At 60.2% G+C, this 22,423-nt stretch carries 15 protein-coding genes and 1 pseudogene; 8 read left to right on the top strand and 8 right to left on the bottom strand.

Translation table 11 applies throughout. The annotated features are described in order from the left end of the window. The 5 genes from C693_RS23475 to C693_RS0120295 all read right to left on the bottom strand — a co-directional run. Positions 1 to 3,753, bottom strand: a 3,753-nt coding sequence (locus C693_RS23475; protein ID WP_157798677.1) for an ATP-binding protein, incomplete at its 3' end; no start/stop codon positions are given. Positions 3,754 to 3,902: 149 nt separating this feature from the next. Beyond that, positions 3,903 to 4,463 carry a His-Xaa-Ser repeat protein HxsA gene (gene hxsA / locus C693_RS23280; RefSeq protein WP_083868381.1) on the bottom strand — a complete coding sequence of 187 codons (561 nt, stop codon included), beginning with the start codon at positions 4,461 to 4,463 and terminating at the stop codon, positions 3,903 to 3,905. After that, a complete protein-coding gene (gene hxsC, locus C693_RS0120285; RefSeq protein ID WP_017464115.1) occupies positions 4,448 to 5,638 on the bottom strand; it encodes a His-Xaa-Ser system radical SAM maturase HxsC in 1,191 nt (396 codons plus the stop codon). The genes hxsA and hxsC overlap by 16 nt, the downstream gene beginning before the upstream one ends. Further along, positions 5,638 to 7,077 carry a His-Xaa-Ser system radical SAM maturase HxsB gene (gene hxsB / locus C693_RS0120290; RefSeq protein WP_017464116.1) on the bottom strand — a complete coding sequence of 480 codons (1,440 nt, stop codon included), beginning with the start codon at positions 7,075 to 7,077 and terminating at the stop codon, positions 5,638 to 5,640. The genes hxsC and hxsB overlap by 1 nt, the downstream gene beginning before the upstream one ends. Before the next feature lie 53 nt (positions 7,078 to 7,130). Beyond that, on the bottom strand, positions 7,131 to 7,430 hold the full coding sequence (locus C693_RS0120295) for a hypothetical protein (protein WP_157798678.1): 300 nt from the start codon (positions 7,428 to 7,430) through the stop codon (positions 7,131 to 7,133). Between the two features lie 1,172 nt (positions 7,431 to 8,602). On the opposite strand from C693_RS0120295, the gene C693_RS0120300 reads away from it, so the two are divergent. Genes C693_RS0120300 through C693_RS23925 form a run of 3 tightly spaced genes read left to right on the top strand, consistent with a single transcriptional unit; the run spans position 8,603 to position 13,217 of the window. Next, on the top strand, positions 8,603 to 9,487 hold the full coding sequence (locus tag C693_RS0120300) for a TnsA endonuclease N-terminal domain-containing protein (RefSeq protein WP_157798679.1): 885 nt from the start codon (positions 8,603 to 8,605) through the stop codon (positions 9,485 to 9,487). After that, on the top strand, positions 9,484 to 11,727 hold the full coding sequence (locus tag C693_RS23920) for a hypothetical protein (RefSeq protein WP_157798680.1): 2,244 nt from the start codon (positions 9,484 to 9,486) through the stop codon (positions 11,725 to 11,727). The genes C693_RS0120300 and C693_RS23920 overlap by 4 nt, the downstream gene beginning before the upstream one ends. Continuing rightward, complete coding sequence (locus C693_RS23925; protein WP_157798681.1) at positions 11,724 to 13,217, top strand: hypothetical protein; 1,494 nt, start codon at positions 11,724 to 11,726, stop codon at positions 13,215 to 13,217. The genes C693_RS23920 and C693_RS23925 overlap by 4 nt, the downstream gene beginning before the upstream one ends. Here the strand turns inward: C693_RS23925 and C693_RS24315 are convergent. The 3 genes and pseudogenes from C693_RS24315 to C693_RS0120315 all read right to left on the bottom strand — a co-directional run bounded on the left by C693_RS24315 (position 13,214) and on the right by C693_RS0120315 (position 15,983). Beyond that, positions 13,214 to 13,891 carry a hypothetical protein gene (locus C693_RS24315; protein WP_241762715.1) on the bottom strand — a complete coding sequence of 226 codons (678 nt, stop codon included), beginning with the start codon at positions 13,889 to 13,891 and terminating at the stop codon, positions 13,214 to 13,216. The two genes, C693_RS23925 and C693_RS24315, sit on opposite strands and share 4 nt — an antisense overlap. 117 nt (positions 13,892 to 14,008) lie before the next feature. After that, positions 14,009 to 14,569, bottom strand: a pseudogene (locus C693_RS24520) (TniQ family protein); the annotation flags it as partial. Beyond that, the gene (locus C693_RS0120315) at positions 14,508 to 15,983 is read right to left on the bottom strand and encodes a TnsD family Tn7-like transposition protein (RefSeq protein WP_083868383.1); all 1,476 of its coding nucleotides are present in this window, start codon (positions 15,981 to 15,983) and stop codon (positions 14,508 to 14,510) included. The gene C693_RS0120315 and the pseudogene C693_RS24520, both read right to left, overlap by 62 nt. A 201-nt stretch (positions 15,984 to 16,184) precedes the next feature. Here C693_RS0120315 and C693_RS0120320 point away from each other — a divergent pair, with 201 nt between their 5' ends. The 5 genes from C693_RS0120320 to C693_RS24075 all read left to right on the top strand — a co-directional run bounded on the left by C693_RS0120320 (position 16,185) and on the right by C693_RS24075 (position 22,374). Further along, the gene (locus C693_RS0120320) at positions 16,185 to 17,234 is read left to right on the top strand and encodes a bifunctional nicotinamide-nucleotide adenylyltransferase/Nudix hydroxylase (protein ID WP_017464122.1); all 1,050 of its coding nucleotides are present in this window, start codon (positions 16,185 to 16,187) and stop codon (positions 17,232 to 17,234) included. Between the two features lie 62 nt (positions 17,235 to 17,296). After that, complete coding sequence (locus tag C693_RS0120325; protein WP_017464123.1) at positions 17,297 to 18,715, top strand: nicotinate phosphoribosyltransferase; 1,419 nt, start codon at positions 17,297 to 17,299, stop codon at positions 18,713 to 18,715. A 22-nt stretch (positions 18,716 to 18,737) separates the two neighbouring features. After that, positions 18,738 to 19,769, top strand: a complete 1,032-nt coding sequence (locus C693_RS0120330) for an SPFH domain-containing protein (RefSeq protein ID WP_017464124.1) — start codon at positions 18,738 to 18,740, stop codon at positions 19,767 to 19,769. Positions 19,770 to 19,773: 4 nt separating this feature from the next. Then, positions 19,774 to 20,712 carry a hypothetical protein gene (locus tag C693_RS0120335; RefSeq protein ID WP_017464125.1) on the top strand — a complete coding sequence of 313 codons (939 nt, stop codon included), beginning with the start codon at positions 19,774 to 19,776 and terminating at the stop codon, positions 20,710 to 20,712. 93 nt (positions 20,713 to 20,805) lie between these two features. Further along, the gene (locus C693_RS24075; protein ID WP_017464126.1) at positions 20,806 to 22,374 is read left to right on the top strand and encodes an ADP-ribosylglycohydrolase family protein; all 1,569 of its coding nucleotides are present in this window, start codon (positions 20,806 to 20,808) and stop codon (positions 22,372 to 22,374) included. Positions 22,375 to 22,423: the final 49 nt, after the last annotated feature.

The raw sequence follows: 22,423 nt of genomic DNA on the forward strand, positions 1-22,423 counted from the left end.
CCCCCCGCCAATAAATGCCAATTGCTCACCAACAAGCCTCTCTACAACTCCATCGTCGACCGCCCGTTTCTCGAGCGCCCCCAACGTCCTGGCGTCGATTAGGGTTCCGGCGAGGGCCTGCGACTCCTCCAGGGAAAGGTCCATGGATCCGACGTATTCGATGACACATTCGTCCGCGTACCTGTGCTCGTCCTCTTCAATGTGATGTTCGAAAAGGCTTGGCAGGAACTCCGAGAGACATTTGTTCACGACGTCGATGAGCTCAGACCTGACGTGGCCGGTCTCGTCCCCATCGGTGAATTCCGTGATCTGATCAACTATTGGCGCGGCAGTTTCCAGCCATTTGCGTGTGTTCGAAGGATCCTTGGAATGAACCCACGAAATGGCGTCCAACACTTCAAACGCACCAAGGTCCTTCCTCCACCCGTACCCAACCACGCATTCTGCTGCGTGGCGCAGATAGGCTGGTTGCTCCGCGTCGTCATAGAGCCTCGCCACATCGGCCAACAGAGTCCATCGCTCGGACCTTTCGCTAAACTCCACAACCTTTGATAAAAGTCGATTGGCCTCATCCGCCAGCATCGTCTTAGCTGCAGCCGGCTCTAGAACGCTAACTCGAGATGCGCTGGTACGCGCAACCCAGATTTCGTCGGACCAATGTACGGATGCTCTAGCGATCTCGAAAGTAGTCGGCGAGACGCGGGCCCCGTTACTTGTCGCAAGGTGAAGATCTAACGCGATCCTACGAAGCGCCTCGCAATACGCGATGTACTGTGTGTAGTCTTCCTCCGGCGACGGACCATGCAACACAGCTTCAACATCTGCTGATCCCAAGTACACAGCCGCAAAGTCCGCCGTCAGTTCGCCTGTAGCAACCGAGGCCGCAATTTCTTCGAGCTGCGACAGTCCCACTCCGATCCAGCCCTCCTCTCCTCCTAGATCCCGAGGAATTAGGGTGTACGGCGCGTCTCCGGCACGCATTGCTACGTACAGCGCTGACCAGAATGAATCCCAAAAGAAAGCAACCACCTCCTCTCTCAATCCGTAAGCGTAGCGACCCTGTACAAGCCCGGTCGGCACGTTGGCGTGGCGCACTTCAGATGGAGGTTCGAATCCTCTGCTGAGGAACCAATAAGCAGCAAAAGGGGAAATGGGCCCATTCTCGCCCAGGGGCAGCTGGCGCGCATCTGCTCCGTTAAGACAGGCAACCCTGATGATTTCATCGCAAGCACTGATCCGGCGTTCTTCCCAGGCCTGATCCTGCAGCTTAGTCAGTGCTAGTTGGAGTCCAGCCAAGTTCCGAGCATTGCCCAACAATCGAATAAGTTTGGCAACGTACGGCTCCGGCTCTTCGAACCCGAGTAGAAAACTCAATACTCGTTCTACATCCGCAGGCGCCATTTGGGCGCTAACCGCGATCAACTGGTCAATGAGCTTGGTGAACTCCTTATGCGGACGGTGGCGCAGCGAAATCCACGTGTTTATGCGCCGCCCTAGTTCACTTAGGCATGCCGGTTGAGTTTCCGACGCCAACTCGGCTAGTCCATATCGCCCTATTGCGCCCACCTCTTCGTCTGAAAGCTCGAAGAGACCGTCAACCAGGTTGAGCGTCTGCTGGCGATTTTTGGATATTGCTAAGGCTGTTGCCAGGAAGAGCGAAAAGTCGCGCGCCTGGTAATCCCGACCGTTCGACACGCGCGTCTTAAGACTGCGACGTTCTACAGTTCCTGGAAGATCTCCCTCGAGGAAACACCTCTCTTCAGCCGATTTCAGGATGCTCTCGATCTGCTCTGGAGGCCAGCCGTTCGAGAGAGAAGACACTACCCAATCACGAGTTGTTCCGCTCAGCAGGTCGGCGAAGTCACCGGCGCGGGCCTTGGTCAGCCACAGCCATCCCCAGCGCCAGTACTCCGGGGCGTCGTTCTCAAGCCATGCCACGATCTTCGGTAGAAGAGCGACGTACGCTTCGTCGTGATCAGCCCTTTCGCGAACCCAGGCAAATACGCTGGAATGGAATGGGACCATGCCGTAACGACGCGGTTCGAGAAGGTGATCTATCTCGCTGAAATCGCCCAGCACCTGCCTAATTCCAAGGCTGGGCCAATGAAACCCAGAACCCGCCAACATGTGAAGAGCGCTCTTTGCCGTCGGAGTCAGTCGAACCCAAAGGCTTTGGTAGTAGGTTCGGATATCACCATCCGGACAGGGGTCCAACGCCCTCACGTCATCGGCCGAAATCGGTACTCCAGCTCGAACGAGTTGCTCATAGGCATAGATCAGATGTAGCGGATGTCCCCGGCTGATTTGAAAGAACGCATCCGCAATCTCGCTTACCAACTCTGCTCTGCGCTCTGGATCTGGGTCGAACCGCAGCAGCAATGGCCTAGCCTCGTCCATGTGCGCGACCCAGTGATGAACAACTGGTTGCTCCATGGCTGGAATCTCTTGCCAGTCGTCATCCTTCGCCAGCGTTAGTAGCTTGCTGGGCAACTGTTCGTCAGCTACTCGCTGCGTTCCGACGACAAGGCTCACGTTCTCTGGAGCGGGAAGAAGTTCATTGAAGAGGTGATTGAGCTGATCTACTCGCCGGTTGTCCCTCCATACGTGGTCGAGACCATCAATGACGATGTAGAGCCGCTTTCCTTCCTTAGCCAGGTTCGCGGCGGCCGCGCTGATAGAGCGCCGAAACTCATGATAGTTGTCCGAAACCCCATCCATGGAGCCTGAGTGCCGCGCACCCAACTGCTCTAGCAAGGAGGCAGCGATATCCGTGAAGGAGGTCCGATCGGAAAAATCGTCCTCGGCGGGAATGAAATAGTGGTGACGGAGGACCGCAGCCCCTTCTTCCTGAAGTTTCAGTGTCAAGTGACTTAGAAACGTGCTCTTGCCACGGCCCGGCGTGCCCCAAATAACGGTGGTGGATTTGTTGTCATGCAGCCTATTTCGCACGGCCTTATAGAACTCAGCACTCGGCGGCTCGTAGCCCTCAGGAACTACGAAGTCTTGGCGCAGGGGTTGGGGTCGGCGCTTGTTGATCACTTGCGCTACGTGCTCGCGGAGAATCTTTCCATCAGGCGACGGCTGGTTCTTGTTCGTCGCCCATGTGCGCACGTGGTGCCGGAAATAGACCCACCCGAGCGGGTCGGTGTCCGCGGGCACCACCTGATCGCGAAGCTGTCGCTCGTAGTCTTCGAATTCTGGTTGTTCACCCAAGAAGTCGAACGCGTTGAAAAAGAGCTCAGCTTCGGCGTGACCGCCGCATTCGGCCTCTACCGACTTCCGCAGTCCTGCCTCGAGCTTGTCTAACGAAACCCGACTACCGACGAGTCCTTTCCGGAACGCAGCAGACGGTGGCCGGTTTGTCTTCAGGCAAGCAGAGTGAATCCGCCCCATGGCAGCTACGCGGGCGAATGAAGCTGCCCATTTCGCAAGCATGGAAGTCCCCTTCCCGGACTTCTCAAGAAGCCAAGGCCATTCCAACTCGTACCTTTCCGAGTCGACCGTAAACTTGACCTGGACGAACTCGTAGGACCCATCGACTCGCTCTGCCACAACATCGTCGAGAGCTTTAAACTGGCTATCGTCCGCTTCTAGCTTTACCCAATTGAATAGGCCGGGGTCTCTGTAGTGCCTGAGTAGAACTTCGATTCCGGCCAGATCCTGATACTCATAACCAGCACGCGGAATGGCTGCCGTCTTTATTGCCGGCTTGACCGCCTTGGCGACAGATTGGATATCTTCAGGCGTACTCAAGAGCCTACGTGTCCGCTAGTAATTATGCCCAGGTGATCAACTTCTCGACCGCCTCTATCTGCCAACGCTGCCATAGTTTGAGCTGCTCAAGCTCCTGTAGACAACAACTCTACCGAGGAAAGGCTGCTTAGGGTCGAAATGGGGCAGTCCTATGGCCCCAGCGCTACGCCCAGCGCGTTCAATGTGGCCGTGGTCATCTTCGAATTCGCCGGCAGGCCGTGCGCGCCCTGGAACTTGGCCAGCGCCTGCTTGGTTTCTGAGGTCATCACCCCATCGATGGCACCAGGGTCGTAGCCCTTGGAGTACAGGGCTGCTTGGACCCGCATGATCATCATCTTCAACTGATCACCGTTGGCCCGGGTGGTATTCGGCGAGATTAGTGGTGCCGCGCTTGGGCCAAGATCTGGCATGGTCGACGGCGCGGGTGTCGGGGCGGGCCTATAGGAGGGCGCGTACACAGGCGCGGCGCGGTATGAGCCACCGCTACCTGAGCTGTGTGATGCATGAGAGGCATGCGAGCTATGGGATGCGTGGCTCGCGTACATGTTGTGGATGTTGACGTTTAGCGGTGCTGCGAGCGTCACGGTGAAGTCGGCATCTCGAACGGCCAGTTCTGTCAGGTGGGCCGTGGTCGCCGCATGGTCGGCGCTGTGTGCGGTGCCTTGGGCCGCCGCGAGCGCTGCTCCGGTAAGGGCTAGTGACTTGCGCATAGAGATGTCCCCTCAATGGGATGAATGCTTCGGCTGGTCCATTCCGGAGTGACCCAGGCAAACAGTCCGCCGCATTGCTTTCGCACCTCGCAGGCATCGCATGCCGGCAAGTAGCGCTGCTTCCAATCTGAAATGCTCTGTTTGGCGAAGGGCCAAAGCGGTTTGGGCAGGGTACAAAGAGGCAGGTTGAAGAGCGAAACGCTCAGATCGCGGGCCGACAAGAACTCCGTTGCCTCACTGAGTTCCATCTGCATGTCGACGGGGTCGACCCAGAGCTCGTCCCGGTGCGCTTTGGCAAAGCCGGTGGGCTCGGTGCCCATCAGTGCGATGTGTTCAACGAATGGGAAATTTCGGTAGATGAAGCGGGCCAACTCAGGCAGTCGGGCGACGATCGGTTTGACTAAGACCACGCGGATCTCGATGCGCTGCCGGGCTTCTTCCAAGGCATAGAGCCCCCGAACGGTCTCTGCAAAAGCGCCTGAGCTTTGGACGATGTAGTCGTGCAAGGCGTAATGATCGGCGTACAGCGGCACGGCCCAGATGAGCGAGGGGTGCGGCGCCGCGAATGTGGCGGCCGGCGTCCCCTTGCCAAAACTTCGCCCGTTGGTGAGCACCTGGATGTGCGTTTGGGGGAGGTGCGTGGCGCAGTGCTCAATGACGCGTCTGAGCCCTTGGCCTAGCAAGGTGGGTTCGCCGCCAGTGACAGTGAGCTGGCCGGTATCCCTGTCGATGAGCTCGACCAGGCCACACAGATGCTGGACCCGCCAGTCGTCTTGGATGTCCCTTGGTGGCTGCGAGCACATCACGCAAAAGCTGTTGCAGCGCTCAGTGGCGAAGAGAATGTTGTTTTTTCCACCCCGGCGATACCGCCGTGCCACCTTGTGTGTTTCAGGCCGCACTTCGATCGCGTCCCCAGCCGCTACGGCTAAGCCATCTTTAGGGAGGGCAACCCAAGGTCTTCCACCGGGCGCCTGCCCTGATTCATCGACCAAGAATCCGGCCCATGGGAGGGCAGCCAGCGCGGCGGACGCCAGCTGGCCTTGCTGCGTTCTGAGGTCGAGCACCATGCGCTCAATGGGGAACTGACCGGCAGCGAAGTCGGAAAGGTGGGCGACCTTAACTAAGGTCGGGCCGGTCCATCCGCCCATGGCGGCTTTGGTGTCCAAAGCATGCATCAGGCGGCCTCGTCCTCTGGCTGAGCTTCTCGGCGCGTGGCTCGGTGGGCCCAGCTTTCCAAGATCTGTCGGTCGTGGCCTGAGCCGGTCTCCCACCGCTCCAAGAGCAAGTCAAAGAGTCCCATCTGTTTGCGGCAAAAATCACTGGTGGGGCGATGCCCGATGGTGTCGCCTTGCCGGGCGAGGTGGTCGATGGGGTCGGCCCCGCATAGCGGGACATACGCACAGTCGGCGCAGGTCGGGAGGGCCTCTGCCACACCGGCCGCCAAGACGCGCTGCATGGCGGGTGATTCGAGCCAGGTGGTGACGGGCTGGTCGACGCGACCAAGAGCGAACGAGCGGTCTCCCATGGAGGCGAGCATGCGCGCTTCATCGGACGGGTACACCGTGCCGTCGTAGTCGTAGACGACCGCCCCCAGTCCGGCGCCGGTTGGCGAGCGCAAGTCCACGTAGCCGTGGGAGAAGGGCGTCAGGAGTTGCCCCAGCAGCATGCGGCCGTAGGTTTCTTCGATGAAGTAGCCCGAGCGATTGACCGAAAGCAGGTGGTCGAGCGCGACGGCATAGAAGCGAAGGAAATCCCTGATGGGGTAGCCGTTTCGCGTCTCGGTCTTGAGTGCAAAGCCATAGGGGCTCAGTGGGCGCAGAGATATGGAATGGAAGCCCAGCTTCCGATACTCGTCGATGATTTGGACTGGGGCTTCCAGGCTACGCCGGGTGAGCGTGGTGAGGGCCGAGACCGCATCCTCTCCAAGCACCTTTCTTCCCCGCTCGATGCCCTCCACCGTCCGGCGGTAGCTGTCCTTCTCCGGGCGGGGGCGATTGGCGTTGTGCAGCCATTCTGGTCCGTCCAAGGATGTGGACAGGTCGAAGCGATGGCCCCGCATGAAGGCGAGCTGGTCATTGGTCAGGTCATGCAGGGTCGACGCGATGACAAACCGGATGTTCCGACCTTCATGGCGGTTCCTGGATTCGATGGCTTCAACCAGCGATCTGATCCGTTCGAAGTGAAGCAGAGGCTCGCCGCCCTGGAACTCAATGGTCAAGTCCCGCGAGGGCCACTCGAACAATCGCTCCACCGCATGTGTGGCCGCGTCGCCTGACATGTCGAACTGGGATTGCCCGAGCGGCTGCCGGGAGACCTGGCAATAGGCGCAAGTGTGATGGCATCGAAGCGAGACCACGAAAATGTGGAGCTTCGGGCCTTGCTCGATGTACCGCTTCCGAGTGCGGTACTGCGAGAGCAGGGGCGCGAGGGTGGAGGTTGCCGAGTCCGCCATGATGAGGTGGCGCGCTTGGAGATCGGCAAAGAGCGGTTCGTTGCTGCGGAGTTCTTTGTCCACGACGCGTGCGAAGTCTGCACGTGACATCAAGAGCCAGTCTCCGGACAAAGACGTCACCAACACTCGGCTCTCGTCCCAGGGCAGGCGGCGGAAGCGCATGGGAAGAAGCCGGTATCCTGCGTGCCCTTCAAATGCTGCTTTGGGAGCGAATCTCACGATTCCGGCCTGGTTGGTATGGCTCGCCCAAGTGCCGCCTGAACCAGTGACACGTGCAGATCGGCCGTTTCGGCTTTGATGCGCTCGCGCAGGCGCTCGTCCAAAGCATCGTTTCGAAACCGCCCTTCAATGCAGGTCGAATCAATGTCGTCGTGCTTGGGTGTAAGGATGGCGATGTGCGCATCGTCGGAGCTGGTCAGCTCGACAAAGAAGTGGTCGGTGTACCGATGCGCTGTCCGCGCGATGACCTCGGCGGAGAAGAATCCAGCGTCCATGGAAAGTCGAATCGGTGCCATGCGTCCCCCAACGCATCCTTGGCGAGGTCCGATGGTGCGACGCCAGTATGCTAGGCGCAAGTATTGGCTAGTGAGCGCGGGCATTCGTAACTTTCGATCGGATGCTGAGAGCCACACGATAAGTAGTGCTTCCCCCGTGGCTGCAACCTGCACATCCCTGGCCACAAGAAGACGGCCAAAGCGCGGCCAGCCCTGTGACATCCAAAGCTGCACGAAAAACGCATATGGCGAAAGCGCGATGATTCTTCGAACTGCAGCTGTTGCAGCTGACTGCTTTCAGCATTCGGGCGATGTGGTTCCCTGCCCACGCACCACGTAGTCCCAGTCGAGGCCGGCTCTTGGCGCTAGGCCACAGAGTGCGATGAGGATGAATTCCCCCGTTGCGCGTACTAGTAATTATTCGGAAAATCAGGCACTTGCAAGCCATTCCGGCTAGCGCTATCGTCGGCGTGCATCACTGAACCGGACTAAGTGTGATCGAGCGTGCCGAAGACGTGTCCATGACTGAACGGCTCATGCGCGAGCATGGGCCCATATTGTCTGCATCGGTGGTCGCTAAGCTATTGGGCTTCAAGAATCCGGATGGTCTCAGGCAAGCGCGATACCGACAGCGCCTGCCGGTTCCAATGTTTACGATTGAGGGGCGCCGAGGTTGGTATGCGTCGACCGAGACTGTTGCGGCCTGGATCGACCGGACTGTTAGCCAAGGGGGCGAAACCCGGACGAGCCTCGATGTGTAAACCCTTCGCCAGCCTCATCGGAAGCCCTGGGCATCTCGGCTTTTCGCCAGACAGTTCCTGTGCCAATAGATCGGCAGTGGCCCGCATGAGCGCTCGCGGATCGAGCCTGGGTAAGCGCAGGAAGGGGGAGCATCGGCAAAGACGAGGTTAGAGAACCCATACCGGAAAAAAGAAAACCACCCTGTGGCGGGGTGGTTTTCCGGCGTGACCTGAAGAATCAAGTCTGACTCGCTTGAGCGCAGTGTCTTCCCTGCCGCCTCTTCAAGTCAAGCCTCCCCCCAAACCATACGCTGCCCATCGGGCGGCAACGGAGGCGTGTGTGCACGAGAAACACGCAGTTTGTCTGGCCGGCACTAGGTTGCGGAAAGCACGTGCCGCTGGCTCGGTGGCTAGCTTGGGCCGCCGGCCATGAGGGTGACCTTTAAGAAGCTCGTGAGTTGGATCGAGGAGGGGCGCGGCCTCGGCGCGGGAGATGACTACAAGCCCTGGGAGCAGATCACGCGTAACCGCTCGTCCCCGTACTCGAACCAAAATGTCATTCCGGTGCCGCACCTCACCCGGTTGGCTCACTTCCTCTCAAGGGGCGAGCGCGAATTCGGGTTGCTGCTTTGGTGGTTGGGCGCCGAAGACGTCCGTGAGCAATATCCGCTGTGGCCCTGGCCACACACACAGCCGCTTAAGCTACTGGGCATTCATGGAGCTGGGGGCGACAAGCACCCAGGCATGGTGGAGGTCGCCCGCGAGGCTGGCATCAAGCTCGGCAAGTACCCGGGTCTGAATGTTCCCTACGTCCTGACCTTGGACTTCGTGGTGACAGTTCCGCAGGAGGTTGCGCCACACCGCCTGATTGGTTTCAGCTGCAAGCCAAAGGCACTCTTTCGCGCTGCGAAAGAGACGGATCGCTTGTGGGAACGCCTGCAACTGGATCGCCTTTACTGCGTTGCCGCAGGGTTCCCGCACCAGCTCGTCCATCCCGAGCAGATATGCCAAACCCTATTGGTTCAGCTCCACTGGCTGGCACCCATCATGCCGAAGAACCAGCTGGACGCGTACCTCGAGACCAACGCGTACAAATCGTACGTCGCCGAAATGAAGCCAGTGGCGCACGAAGTCCGCGCAAGCGTGGCGTCTCGCTCAGCGGCCAAGCTGGTTGGCTGGAGTGAGGAAGAAGGTCTGCAAGCCTTGCAAATCGCTATATGGCGACAAGATCTAGATGTGGATCTATCGCAGCCTCTGAGCATGGCGCGAGCTTTGAGGTCCGGTGGGCGATCACTTCGACGCCGCCTCCGTGAGTGCTATTTCGGAGTAGAGCCGTGATCCCCGTGCTTGGGCACATCATTCGCCCGGGTCTGGGTGAGTCAATCCTCACGGGTGCCCATCGAGTCCTTTCCGTAAAACGACTTGCGGAAGCTGTTTGGCTGATTCTGCTCACTGAGGACAATTGCCGGAACGTTGAGAAGCGCCGGTACTGCCCTGGTCCAAAGTGCTACCCCCTATCCTTAATCTCTGAGGCCCTGGAACGCGGCGCCCTGATCATGGAGGAAGTCTCTCTACCGGGCCTTTGGCAGATGACGGACGCGGACTACCTGAAAAACGCGCCGAATGATCGAGAGAGGAAACTGCGATCGAAGCGACTTGAAAGTAGGGACTTTCGCTGGAGAGCAGTGCATGCCGTCGTAGGTGATCAGCTAGCTCAAGATCTCGTGCCGACGACCCAACGCCTCGCCGATAGTGTTCGCTCCACGGCGAAGCTCTACAAGCGCAGCGTGCCCACCATCTATAGTTGGGTGCACCGCTACTGGGCCGGCGGTGAATGTCTTAACAGCCTCCTACCCCACACGAACCTTTGCGGCGGACCAGGGAAGCGAAAGCCATACTCGCCGCGCCGGAAGGGACGAAAGTCCCGCCTATACAAGGCGGGCCTCGCTCAATCCGAAGGCTACGTGCCACAGGACATCGACAGGGAACGGCTCGCAGCTGGCTACGCGCTGGTGAAGCCAGGCGTCACGATGCATGACGCCTATCTCCTAACCATGGGGGCGTACTGGTCAGAAACGAACCAAGACGAGACCGGTAGTTTGAAGCGCCGCCTGCTCCCTGAGAGCCTCAGACCAACCGAGGTGCAATTCGCCTACTGGGGGCGGGCCCTTCACGGTACCCCTTTGCGACGAAAAATAGCTGGATTGGAGAACTGGCAGACATCGACACTCGCTTTGGCGGGGAGTGCGCAAGATCAAGTCCACGCCGTCGGCCAAATGGCCATGATTGACTCGACGTCTTCAGATGTCTATCTGACTTCGGCTCTATCGCGACACAAAATATTGCCTCCAATGAGAAGGACCATAGTCGTTGATGTTCGATCAACTGCGGTTATGGGCTTCTATATGGGGTGGGAGCCCGTAAGCTCAATTACTTCCCTGCAGGCGATTCTATGTGCGTCCGAAGATAAGACAGAGGTGGCTGCGAGATTCGGAGTAAAAATAAACCAAGATGATTGGCCGGGCATGCTCCATCGGCTTTATCTTGCAGATAACGGCGAAATGAAATCAGAGGCTCTGCAGAAGGCCGAGCGAAATTTCCATTTCGGAATTGAGTACGCAAAGTCAGGCAGTGGTCAAAGCAAAAGTCTTGTCGAGAACCAACACCATACGGATCACAAGGCGTTTGACCATAAGTTGCCGGGAACAACAAGAGGGCGAAAGGCCGGGCGCGGAGAGTCCAATCCGGCGAACGCGGCGTTGTGGAATTACCACGAGTATATGCACGAATACATCCTCGCTGTACTTGAATTCAACAGCGAAGAAGTCCCCCACCTCGCGCCCTTTGAGATGAGGAAGGAAGGCTTGTCGCCAACACGGATAAATATTTTTCGATGGATGCGTGATCATGGGATGCGCGCGGACATATCGTTTGATGTGGGTCAGCTAAGAGCTTATCTGCTGACAGAGCGCCGGGCAGTTATGAAAAGGGATGGTATCCATCTGTTGATGGACGACGGAATTCGGAGGCTTCCGGGCCACCGCTTCTTCTGCGGTGAACTGACGAGTTTGCACTCATGGCAAAGCGCGGTCGAGCGCGGGAAAGCGATTGGCTTGCTTGTGAAGCTCAACCCCCAAGATCTCAGCCGCGTGTGGCTTGCGACCGATACAGGTCTTTTAGCTGTTCCCAATGTGGAGGCCGAACAGGCATTGCTGGAAGAGATGACGCTAACTGATTGCGTTATGGATATTCAGGACAAAGATCTCCGATTGGACTCTAAGCGTGAGAAGGTTGACCAGCGGGGGCTCGACACCATCATCAGGCGTTTGCAAATAACGAAGGGTGCAAAGAGGGAAAAGAAGGAACAGGCAAAGGGAGCCGTCAATGCCTCAGTGTGTGGTAGTAGCCGTAAGCAGTCGCTGAAAGCAAATGCGCGAAAAGAGATTGCATTAATCAATCAACCACCATCATTGGATCCTGTTGGATCGCAAACGGTGTGCGCGCCTGCTCCTCATGATGCAATAGATGATGCTGCAGATCGAGCGATGAGGGATTTTATGAAGAGTCTCGATCGGTGAATGAGAAATATCTAAAGCACCCCGAGCTGATCAGTGGGCCAAATCCTCTCTTAGAGGCGCTGGCGCCGTTCATTCCTTTTAACGATCTGCCTCGAGCATTGATAAGGCAGCCGCTTGAGAGAATCGACTGGAAGCTGATGGCTCCTGGGTACAGGAATGCTTTCCTGGATCTTCACGAGAAGCACTATTGGCCAACAAGTCAAACTATTGAAGTGGCTGAAAGCATACAGGCAGTTATACGTTCCGGTCTGGTCTCACGTAATCCCCTTTCTGGTGCCGAGCAGCGTCGGATCAACGCGCTCGCGCTGACACATGATGTCGAAAAAATTCCACTCCAGTCGTTACGGACGCCTGCCGGTGGCGGTGTGATTTCCGCAATGACCGGCATGGGTAAGTCAGCGACTCTCTTGCGGGCATTAGAGGCGGTCGCTCCGGAGCAGGTTGTTATACACAGCAAAAGCGAGCAGTGTGGGTGGTCGATCCTGACGCAGTTGCTTTACTTGGTGATCGATGGCCCATTTAATGGCACGCCAGGTGGACTGCTTTCACGTATCACGGAGAGTATGGACATAGTGCTTGGTACAGACTACTCCGATGAGTGCCGAAAAAAGAGAAATCTGGATGCCCAACTACTTTTTGTGACCAAGCTACTGTCGACGCATCGAGTTGGACTGCTGGCGATCGATGAGAATCAGTTGGAAAATTTTGAACAAAGCATTTGGCGAAAGTCCTTGGTTCTATTCTTTCTCGGTCTTATGAATCTCGGTATTCCGATTCTCCTGCTCGGCAACCCGCTGGCTTTCGCGAGTTTGAAGTCCTTCTCGCAGAACGTGAGGCGCCTTTCCACGATTGGTCACCACGAGATGACGCCTGCTGCAACAGCTTTTGAGCCGTGGTGGGCCCGAGACTTTGTGCCGGGTATGTGTCGCTTCGCTCTTTGTGAGGAAATTCCATCAGTCGGCGAAATCGTCGATACAACGTTTGATGTGGCAGGCGGAGTCCCTGGAATTTTTGCGCCTCTTTGGATCGAGGCGCAGCGCATTTCCCTCCGCCGCGGCGGGGGATCGGCCCAGCTTCAGCTCAGTGACTTGGTTGCAGCGCGGAGATCTCCGCGAGTCGTTGAGCTGCTTAATATTGCTCAGCAAGCTAGTGGAGCTTCGCCGGTCGAAAGGTTCGTTGACATCCCAAAGCCTGCTTCTCCAACTAGAGGAGCGGCCTTTTCAACTGGGGTTGCGCGTGCGCCAGATGTCTCTGGTGGTAGTCAGGATTTGCGTGCGCATCCAAGTCCCATTAGCGAGATTCAAAAAGCGTTGGAGCGACGAAGGAAGGCGGGGGAGTACAAGGCCAAGCATCAAAGCAAAAGGGCCGAGGAACGCGCAACGGGGGGCGTGTCACGCGTCGAGCTCCAGTTGGAGATGTTTGCTGGCCTGGAGGGAACCCAGGAGCCGCTAATTTCTGCGAGTGATCGCGCCCGACCCAAGAAGCGCTAGCATGTGCGACAAGTCAAGCTTCTATTTTGAGACCATTCGTTTTCGCGCCTTCTAAGCTCTTTCGCTAGCCAGGATGATCGGCTCCAACTTTGCTCCTTGAACATGACTTCAAGCAGCTCGTCTGGAAGGCTCTCGACGTATTTCTCAATCATGATCCGGTCGATGTGTACGTTGGCATCGATCTCGTATCGGCTCACGTCTTTGGCAAGTTCGCGAAATAGCGCAGGCGGAAAGTTTGCATCCATGGTGTGCTCTCGAAGTTCCGCTTGAGTTGCCGGAGAGAGCCATGATCCGAAAGGGGTTGGTTCGGATAGGTCTAACGGTGTGCAATGCGGCCCCTGCTCGCGGCGAGGTGGACTCATCCGCAGCTCGTCGAGGGCGGTCACAACAATGAGGCGCGAAGCTACATAGCTTGCCTGCACCCGTTGCTCAACCTCCGCTTGCATGAAGAGGCCGCCGTCCGGAATCTCGAGGGCGGAGGCGATTTCTTCAAGTGAGACTCCCCAGAGTCTTCTGATTGACTTTGATAGCTCTGCGGAAGCATGGCCGATGCTCCCAAAGTGCCGAATCACAGCGTCCATCACCAACATCCAAGGGTGTGGCGCAATCCCCGTGAGGTTGCCGCTAAACACGTCTTGCCAAAGGTTCAGGTATGAGGCATAGCCGTCAGACATTGGCAACCTTGCCGCACCAACGCTTGTTCTCTTTGTGGGCTGTTCTCCCGGTAGGCAAAGCCTCCATGTATCTTGTGTAGCTGTTCTTGGTTCGCCTTCATCGAGCAGCGTGAGGCCATGGTGGGGGCAGTGTGCGATGGACGGAATCAGGTGGATCACTCGCCACGTTGTGAAGCCCAGATGATCCAGGTCCTCTTCTATGCACCTGCTGCAGGACCGCAAGTGGAGGGTGGCTAGCCTAGGGATTCGTCGCTGACGGTGACCCCGAAATGCCTTGCGGAAGTGAGAGCGATCGCCGGCCTCCAGTTGGCTGGCGAGGCGTCCCGCGAGGACAGGAGGCATGGTTCGAGAATAAATACCGAACAATGTGTGCTGCTCGAGGATGCGTCTGAAGTCGTCGCTTGGGTCAAATAGACGCTTTGTCACTTTGCCAATGCCTGATCCGAATATGTCTCCAGTCGCCCCTTTCTGGCTTCGCCCGTAGATGCTTTGCCGCGTACTTGCTTTGGTTCTGTGCTCATACATTCGGCTGTTTATGACGGCAGCACTATGCAAAGTGGTACCGGGGCTCAGATAGGGCATATAGGCGATGGAAGTCATAGGTAGTCCATGAGACTCAGCGGAGTCTGCTGGGTTGCCAGAGTGCCGGTAGGTGATCAAGTAGCCATGGTCTGTCATGGCGGTACAGCCACATGTACCCGTTCCCGCGAATCGACCTGAGCGCCTTCACGGGTAGATTTGGGTGCGTTGCAAGTAAGGCTTGGAAGCGTTTTCGGACTTGGGTCCGCGTGGCTACGAAGCGGGCGAACCTCCATGCTTCTTGTAGGCTCGGATCCGAGCCCAGCATGCGGTTGATCGTTATTCGACTGACACTGAACTCGGTCGCGACATCGTCGACATCGCTACCGGCGAGAAGCTTTCTTCGAGCCTTGCGCTTTTGGGCCTCTGTAAAGGACTTCGTTCTAGCCGTGAACGTCAGCCCGAGCTGGGTCGCCCATTTGACTCCGGTGGTTGTACAGATGCCCGCTTTGGCCGATGCCGCACGGATCGAGTCTCCATCGATCACGTTCTGTCTGAACGCTTCGAGCTGTACGGCATGGGAATCGATGGCGGGGGAGTGGATGGGTTCCTCGGTCGCCGCAAGCGCCTCGGAGTAGGTTTCGCGGAACTCGGCCCACGTGTCGAACAGCATGGACAGGAGGAGGATGTGCTTAAGGGGATGCCCCGGTCTCGGGCGACGCCGCGCGAGCGCGCCGGCGAGGCCTGGCCAATCGGCGGTGATCGATCCCAGTGCCTCGAAACCCGGCACATCCTCGATGCCTCGATAGTGGGAGCGCGTCGCCCGAACGAGTGCTGCGATTCGTAGACTTCCCTTCTCTGTGGCAAGCCCGCGACCGCGAAGGGCCAATTGGTACGTCTTCGCAAGCACCCTGGGGTCGAGGGTTCCCGGTTCCATCGCTGCAAAGTGAACTGACAGCGTTGCGACAGAGAGCAAGCGCTCCATCTGCTCATCTGTCGTCACGGGCACCTCGATCCAGTCCCTTTTCAATCCTCTTTTCGGAAGCAGCCATCCCCGACGGTGCACGGGCGTGACGGGATCCCAGGCAATCTGCAAAGGGCGCCTGTGTTTTCGGCACACCATGACGGAGGGAAGCTGCTCCGCTACGTGCCAATAGGCGAACCCGTGACGCCCCTCGTCTTCTTCAAAGCATGCTGGACAGCCCTTGAGAGGATGACGCCCACCGATTCGGCTCGCGGGTATCCCCAGCTTCATCTTTAGGTCCGGTACCGAACCTATGACGACACACTGAAGTAGGTGTTCGGCAAGCGAAGCGGGTGCGAGAGGGAGGAAGTACCCGAGCAGCGTGTGCCGCAAGGCTACTGCTCTTGCCTCGCCAAGCTTCTTCTCAGTCCGCTCGGTGAAAAGGCCAAGGAACGACGGGAAGTCGTGCATCAAGGCGGCGCTTGGTGAGCCGAACAGGCATCTGCTCGTGGCGACAGGACCCAACCCGTTCCACGCTTGGACCCATCCACACCAGCTATAGAGCGTCTGGTCAGGGATCAACTTGGGGAGGTTGAGCAACATAGGCATCAAACGTTGCGGTATCCGACCTCCTCACTACAGCATGGATCGCGTGGGGTGTGCGGTTTGGATTTTTCATTCTCTTTGATGCTGTCTCCAGACCTCCTATTGCGTGTTTGCAGGAAGCGTTGACTTGGTGATCGTTCGGCGTAGCATTTGTCTCACCTTCTGGGACAGACCTGGGAGACCCAACAACCGTGAGGGATTCTCATGGACTTCGACTACCTGGTCTTCATTGGCCGTTTTGAGCCCTTCCACATCGGGCATGCCGCCGTCGCTCGCCACGCGCTGAGCAAGGCGAAGAAGCTGATCTTCCTGATTGGTTCGGCCGACACCCCCCGCTCCATCCGTAATCCCTGGACCGTCGCCGAACGCTCGGTGATGATTCGTGCCGCGTTGGATGACGCCGCCGATCGCCTGATCACCCTTCCGCTGCGCGATCACCTCTACAACGAGGCACAGTGGGTCGCCACCGTGCAGCGCAAGGTCAACGAGGCGATCCGCGAGGACCGCGGTTCGGCGGACAGCCGGGTCGGCCTGATTGGCCAGGAGAAGGACGCCAGCAGCTACTACCTGCAGGAATTCCCCCAGTGGCCGCTGGTCGATGTGCGTCACACCGAGACGCTGTCAGCCACCGAGCTGCGCCGCTACCTGTTCGAGGCCGGCAAGCTCGACTTCCACGGCGGCCTGCTGATGCTCCGGAGCAACGTACCGGGGCCGGTGTTCGAGATGCTCGAGGCGTTCCGCAAGAACGGCGGTGCGTTCGAGCAGTTGCTCAACGAGTACCGCTTCATTGAGGACTACCGTGCCGGCTGGTCGGCCGCGCCCTATGCACCGACCTTCGTCACCACCGATGCGGTGGTCGTGCATTCGGGCCACGTGCTGCTGGTCCGTCGCCGCTCGGAGCCCGGCAAGGGCCTGTGGGCACTGCCGGGCGGCTTCATCAAGCCGGACGAGACGATCCTGACCAGCTGCCTGCGCGAGCTACGCGAGGAAACCCGCCTGAAGATCCCGGTGCCGGTGCTGCGCGGTTCGCTGAAGAACCAGCACGTCTTCGACCACCCGGATCGCTCGCTGCGTGGCCGCACGATCACCCACGCCTTCCACTTCGACTTCCCTGCCGGCGAGCTGCCGCCCGTGAAGGGAAGCGACGACGCCGAGAAGGCGCGCTGGTTCCCGGTGAGCGAGGCGCTAGAGATGGGCCCGCAGCTGTTCGAAGACCACCTCTACATCCTGGAGTTCTTCCTCGGACGGGGCTGATTCCCCCGTCTTCCCGCCGGCGGATAGACCGCCGGTTCACCTGACGCGAAGGAGCTTCCGTCATGCACTACCTCAACAATCTTCTCCTCAACACCGATAGCTACAAGGCCAGCCACTGGCTGCAGTACCCGCCCGGCACCGACAAGACCTTCTTCTACGTCGAGTCGCGCGGCGGCGAGTACGACAAGACGGTGTTCTTCGGCCTGCAGGCCATCCTCAAGGAATACCTGAGCGCTCCGGTCACCCACGCCGACGTGGACGAGGCGCGCGACTTCTTCGCCGGGCACGGCGAACCTTTCAACGAGGCCGGGTGGCGCCGCATCGTCGACGTCCATGGCGGACGGCTGCCGCTGCGCATCCGCGCGGTGCCCGAAGGCAGCGTGGTGCCCACCCACCAGGCCCTCGTCACCCTCGAGTCGACCGACCCGGACGCCTTCTGGCTTCCCAGCTACTTGGAAACCCTGCTGCTGCGCCTGTGGTACCCGGTGACGGTGGCCACGGTCAGCTGGCACGTGAAGCAGACCCTGCGCGCCTACCTGGAGAAGACCAGCGATGCGCCGGACGAGCAGCTGCCGTTCAAGCTGCACGACTTCGGTGCCCGCGGGGTCTCCAGCGCCGAGTCGGCTGCGTTGGGCGGCATGGCCCACCTGGTGAACTTCCAGGGCAGCGATACGGTGTCGGGCGTACTGGCCGCGCGCCGTTTCTACGGTGCGCCGATGGCCGGCTTCTCGATCCCCGCCGCCGAGCACAGCACGATCACCAGCTGGGGTCGCGACCGTGAGGTGGACGCGTTCCGGAACATGCTGACCCAGTTCGGCAAGCCCGGCGCCTTGCTGGCCGTGGTGTCGGACAGCTACGACATCTATCGGGCGATCGACGAGCACTGGGGCAAGACGCTCAAGGACGAGGTGATTCGCTCGGGCGCCACCGTGGTGATCCGCCCCGACTCGGGCGACCCGGTGGAGGTGGTGCATGAGTGCCTGGTGCGGCTGGACGCCGCCTTCGGCAGCACGGTCAACGGCAAGGGCTACAAGGTGCTGAACCACGTGCGCCTGATCCAGGGCGACGGGGTCAACCCGCACAGCATCGCGGCCATCCTCGAGCGCATCACCGCCGCCGGCTATGCCACAGACAACCTCGCCTTCGGCATGGGCGGCGCACTGCTGCAGCACATGAACCGCGACACGCAGAAGTTCGCGCTGAAGTGCTCGGCCGCCCGCATCGATGGCCAGTGGATCGACGTCTACAAGGCACCGGCGACCGACGCCGGCAAGACCTCGCAGCGCGGCCGCCTGGCCCTGCTGCGGCACCGCGAGTACGGCACCTACAAGACCGTCACCGTCCCGAACGATGTCCCGACGGTCGAAGCCTATGAACCGCCGGTGGGCTGGGCGCATGCCCTGGAGACCGTCTGGGAAGACGGCCAGCTGGTACGCGACTGGACGTTCGACGACGTCCGCGCCCGCAGCCAAATCATCTGACTCTCAAGGAAGGAGCACTGCCATGTTTGGATTCCGCTACGTCAAAGCCAGCCCCAGCACCTACCTGCTGCAATACAAGAACGGCAAGGCCGTGCGCGAGGGGACGGGTCTGTCCTTCTGGTACTTCGCGCCCAATGCCTCCTTGGTGTCGATCCCGCTGGAAAGCGTGGATGCGCCCTTCATGTTCCAGGAGGTGAGCAGCGACTTTCAGGTGGTCACCGTGCAGGGCCAGGTGACCTATCGCGTGGCCGCCCCGACCACGCTCGCCGGCCTGATGAATTTCACCCTCAAGCCGGACGGCAGCTACGTGTCCGAGGACCACACCAAGCTGCCGCAGCGCGTGGTCAACGCGGTGCAGGTGCAACTGCGCTCGGTGCTGCAGGGCAAGACCCTGCAGGAGCTGTTACAGGGCTCGGACCACCTGGTGAAGGCGGTCCGCGAGGGGCTGCAGCGCCCGGACGGCCTGCCCAGCCTCGGCCTGGAGCTGGTCAATCTGGCGATCCTCGCGGTGAAGCCCAACCCGGAAACGGCCCGAGCGCTGGAGGCCCAGGTCCGCGAGCAGATCCTCAAGCAGGCGGACGACGCCACCTACGCCCGTCGCAACGCGGCGATCGAGCAGGAGCGCTCGGTGAAGGAGAACGAGCTCAACACCGAGATCGCGGTGGAGGCGAAGAAGCGGCAGATCCGCGAGGCCCAGCTGGAAGCGGAGCAGGCTGAGCTGAGCAAGCGCCAGGCGATCCGCGACCAGGAAATGGCCGGCCGTATCGCGATGGAAGAGAAGAACAAGGGGCTGACCGCGCTGCGCAGCGACAACGCCCGCACCGAAGCGGATGCCAAGGCCTACGCCGTGGCCGCCACCATGAAGGCGGTGCAGGACATCGATCCGCGGGTGCTGCAGGCGCTGATGGTGGGTCAGGCCGACCCGGGCGTGCTGATCGCCCAGGCCTTCCAGGGGCTGGCAGCCAACGCGGAGCGGATCGGCGAGCTCAACATCTCGCCGGACCTGCTGCAGCAGCTGACCCAGGCACGCCCCAAGCACGTAGCGAAGGCCTGAGGCCATGGACGCGCTCGATCAGCGCATCGTGCTGGTAACCCGGCACACCCGGCTGGAAGATCTGGTGGTGCGCTTCAATACCATCGAGCAGGCCCGCTTCTACGTGGAGCACCTGGGCGCGGACCTCTCGGACTATGCCGAGGAGCACCGGGTCTACCAGTGGGCGGTGCGACAGGCCGAGGCGGTGCTGGGCCGCTTCGGCCGGGTCCAGCGGCTGGACCGCGGTTTCCTGGCCAACTACCTGTTCGCGCCGGACGCCCTGGTCGTGGTGCTGGGGCAGGACGGGCTGGTCGCCAACACCCTCAAGTACCTCAAGGACGGGCAGCCGGTGGTCGGGGTCAATCCCGACCCCGGTCGCTGGGACGGCGTGCTGCTGCCGTTCGCGGTCGATGATCTGGAGCGGCTGGTGCCGGAAGCGATCGCACGCCGGCGCCCGGCCAAGCGGGTGACCATGGCCCAGGCCTCGCTCAGCGACGGGCAGGAGCTCTTCGCGGTCAACGACCTCTTCATCGGGCCGCGCAGCCACGTGTCGGCGCGCTACCAGATCCGTTTGGGTGAACAGGTGGAAACCCACTCTTCCAGCGGATTGATCGTGTCGACGGGCCTGGGATCGACCGGCTGGTTCCAGAGTCTCTTGGCCGGTGCGGTGGCGATCGGCGGGCATGCGCTGCCGACATCCGTCGAAGCAATGCGGGGCCGCGGATTCCCGTGGGACGCGGAGCGGCTGCAGTTCACCGTACGGGAGCCGTTCCCCAGCCGAACCACGCAGGCAGACCTGGTGTTCGGGCAGATCACCCGTCGCCAGCCGCTCGAGCTGGTGTCCCAGATGGCCGGTTACGGGGTGATCTTCAGCGACGGCATCGAGGCGGATTTCCTGGAGTTCAACGCCGGGATGAAGGCGACGATCCAGCTGGCTGAGCGGGAAGGATGTCTGGTGACCTGACGGCGGACGACTGCAGGAGTGAGGTCTATCCGTCTCAGACGGAGATACGTCGGTGGATCACCATTGAGATCCGCCGGCCTCGGGAGTGACGACATGGCAAAGCTTGAAAGCATCTATGTACGACGGGATCGCCTGGCGGGCGGTCTGCAGGGCCTGCTGATCGGCGACGCGCTGGGCGTGCCCTACGAGTTTCATGACGCGCTCGACCTCCCTCCTCGGGAACAGATCGACTTCGATCCGCCGGAAGGCTTCCCGCGCTCGCATGAAGGCGTGCCACCGGGAACTTGGTCGGACGATGGCGCCCAGGCGCTCTGCCTGCTGCAGTCGCTGCTCGACAAGGGGACGCTGGAACTGGGCGACTTCTCCCGTCGGCTGGTGAATTGGGCGGATTGGGGACACCTGGCGGTCGACGGCAAGGTCTTCGACATTGGCCTGCAGACGGCCCGGGCGATCGAACGCCTGCGTGCCGGGATCGCACCGGAAGAGGCGGGTCCCAAGGGGGAATTCGACAACGGCAATGGCTCGCTGATGCGCGTGCTTCCGTTGGCGCTCTGGCATACAGGCGACGACCTTTCCCTCATCACGATGGCTGCGCGGCAGTCGTTGCCGACGCACGGCCACCCGCGTGCCGCCGTCGCGTGCGCTTTCCTGTGTCTTTGGGCGCGTGGGGAGCTGGCGGCGAATGCCGGGAGTTGGGAGAGGGCCGAGGCGACGCTCCGCCAGCTTGGCCCCGATGCAGGACTTCCCATCGAGGAGATCGAGCTCGTGCTGGATCCATCCTGGGCCGATCGTGTCCAGGGCTCGGGCTATGTCGTCGACACGCTCTGGTCGGCCCGTCAGACCCTCGATCGGTCGGCGAGCTACGCCGATGTTGTGCGACACGCGGTTTCCTTGGGGCAGGACACCGATACGACCGCGGCGGTTGCTGGCGGGATCGCCGGTATCCGATACGGCTTGTATGGCATTCCCCTGTCGTGGCGCGAACGGCTGCGCGGCAAGGACCTCCTCCAGGACCTTCAGGATCGGCTGATCAAGCACGCCAGTGCCCGTGAGGGCCATGGCGGTAGCACCATCCGCACCAGCCAAAGCCATCCGCTGAGCATCGGGACGATTGAGCTCGAAAGCGGAGGCAAGATCGGCATCACGTTCTGCCCCGGGAAGAAGCAGCTGTCCGCCATGAGCGGTCGTTGGGACAGGGATCTCGATACCGATCTTCAGGCGATCCGGGACTGGGGTGCCACGCACCTGGTCACGCTCATCGCGCCGTGGGAGTTCGAAGAGCTTTCCGTGCCGGATCTTCCGACCAAAGCAGCTGCGCACGGACTGGCGTGGCACCACGCGCCGATCCTTGATGGTCATGTACCGGGAGTGGTACCGGATGGCTTCGACGCATCGTCATGGTTCGACGCCGTTTGGCCAAGTTTGTCGGAGCTTCTCAGTCGCGCGTTGACTCAGGGAGAGGGTGTCGTCGTGCACTGCAAGGGAGGGCTCGGTCGAGCCGGGACGGTCGCCGCACTGTTGTTGGCAGGCGCTTCTACGGGCCTGTCACCTGACCAGGTGATCGCGCTTATCAGGCACGCCAGGCCCAACGCCATCGAGACGGTAGCTCAGGAGGACTACCTAAGTTCCGCCCTGCGCGCTGGGGGAAGCCCAAGCCCATGACCCAACTGTCCGAGGCTATTGCGGAAACACAAGCCGTCTCATAACCATC

It is taken from the genome of Dyella ginsengisoli LA-4 (assembly GCF_000334915.1).
In the GTDB taxonomy this organism is placed as follows: Bacteria; Pseudomonadota; Gammaproteobacteria; order Xanthomonadales; family Rhodanobacteraceae; genus Dyella_A; species Dyella_A ginsengisoli_A.

What these genes read in the sequence shown, in the direction of transcription:
- hxsA (WP_083868381.1), bottom strand. Translation starts at nt 4,463, where the DNA reads ATGCGCAAGTCACTAGCCCTTACCGGAGCAGCGCTCGCGGCGGCCCAA.
- hxsC (WP_017464115.1), bottom strand. Translation starts at nt 5,638, where the DNA reads ATGCATGCTTTGGACACCAAAGCCGCCATGGGCGGATGGACCGGCCCG.
- hxsB (WP_017464116.1), bottom strand. Translation starts at nt 7,077, where the DNA reads ATGCGCTTCCGCCGCCTGCCCTGGGACGAGAGCCGAGTGTTGGTGACG.
- C693_RS0120295 (WP_157798678.1), bottom strand. Translation starts at nt 7,430, where the DNA reads ATGGCACCGATTCGACTTTCCATGGACGCTGGATTCTTCTCCGCCGAG.
- C693_RS24315 (WP_241762715.1), bottom strand. Translation starts at nt 13,891, where the DNA reads ATGTCTGACGGCTATGCCTCATACCTGAACCTTTGGCAAGACGTGTTT.
- C693_RS0120315 (WP_083868383.1), bottom strand. Translation starts at nt 15,983, where the DNA reads ATGCCTATGTTGCTCAACCTCCCCAAGTTGATCCCTGACCAGACGCTC.
- C693_RS0120320 (WP_017464122.1), top strand. Translation starts at nt 16,185, where the DNA reads ATGGACTTCGACTACCTGGTCTTCATTGGCCGTTTTGAGCCCTTCCAC.
- C693_RS0120325 (WP_017464123.1), top strand. Translation starts at nt 17,297, where the DNA reads ATGCACTACCTCAACAATCTTCTCCTCAACACCGATAGCTACAAGGCC.
- C693_RS0120330 (WP_017464124.1), top strand. Translation starts at nt 18,738, where the DNA reads ATGTTTGGATTCCGCTACGTCAAAGCCAGCCCCAGCACCTACCTGCTG.
- C693_RS0120335 (WP_017464125.1), top strand. Translation starts at nt 19,774, where the DNA reads ATGGACGCGCTCGATCAGCGCATCGTGCTGGTAACCCGGCACACCCGG.
- C693_RS24075 (WP_017464126.1), top strand. Translation starts at nt 20,806, where the DNA reads ATGGCAAAGCTTGAAAGCATCTATGTACGACGGGATCGCCTGGCGGGC.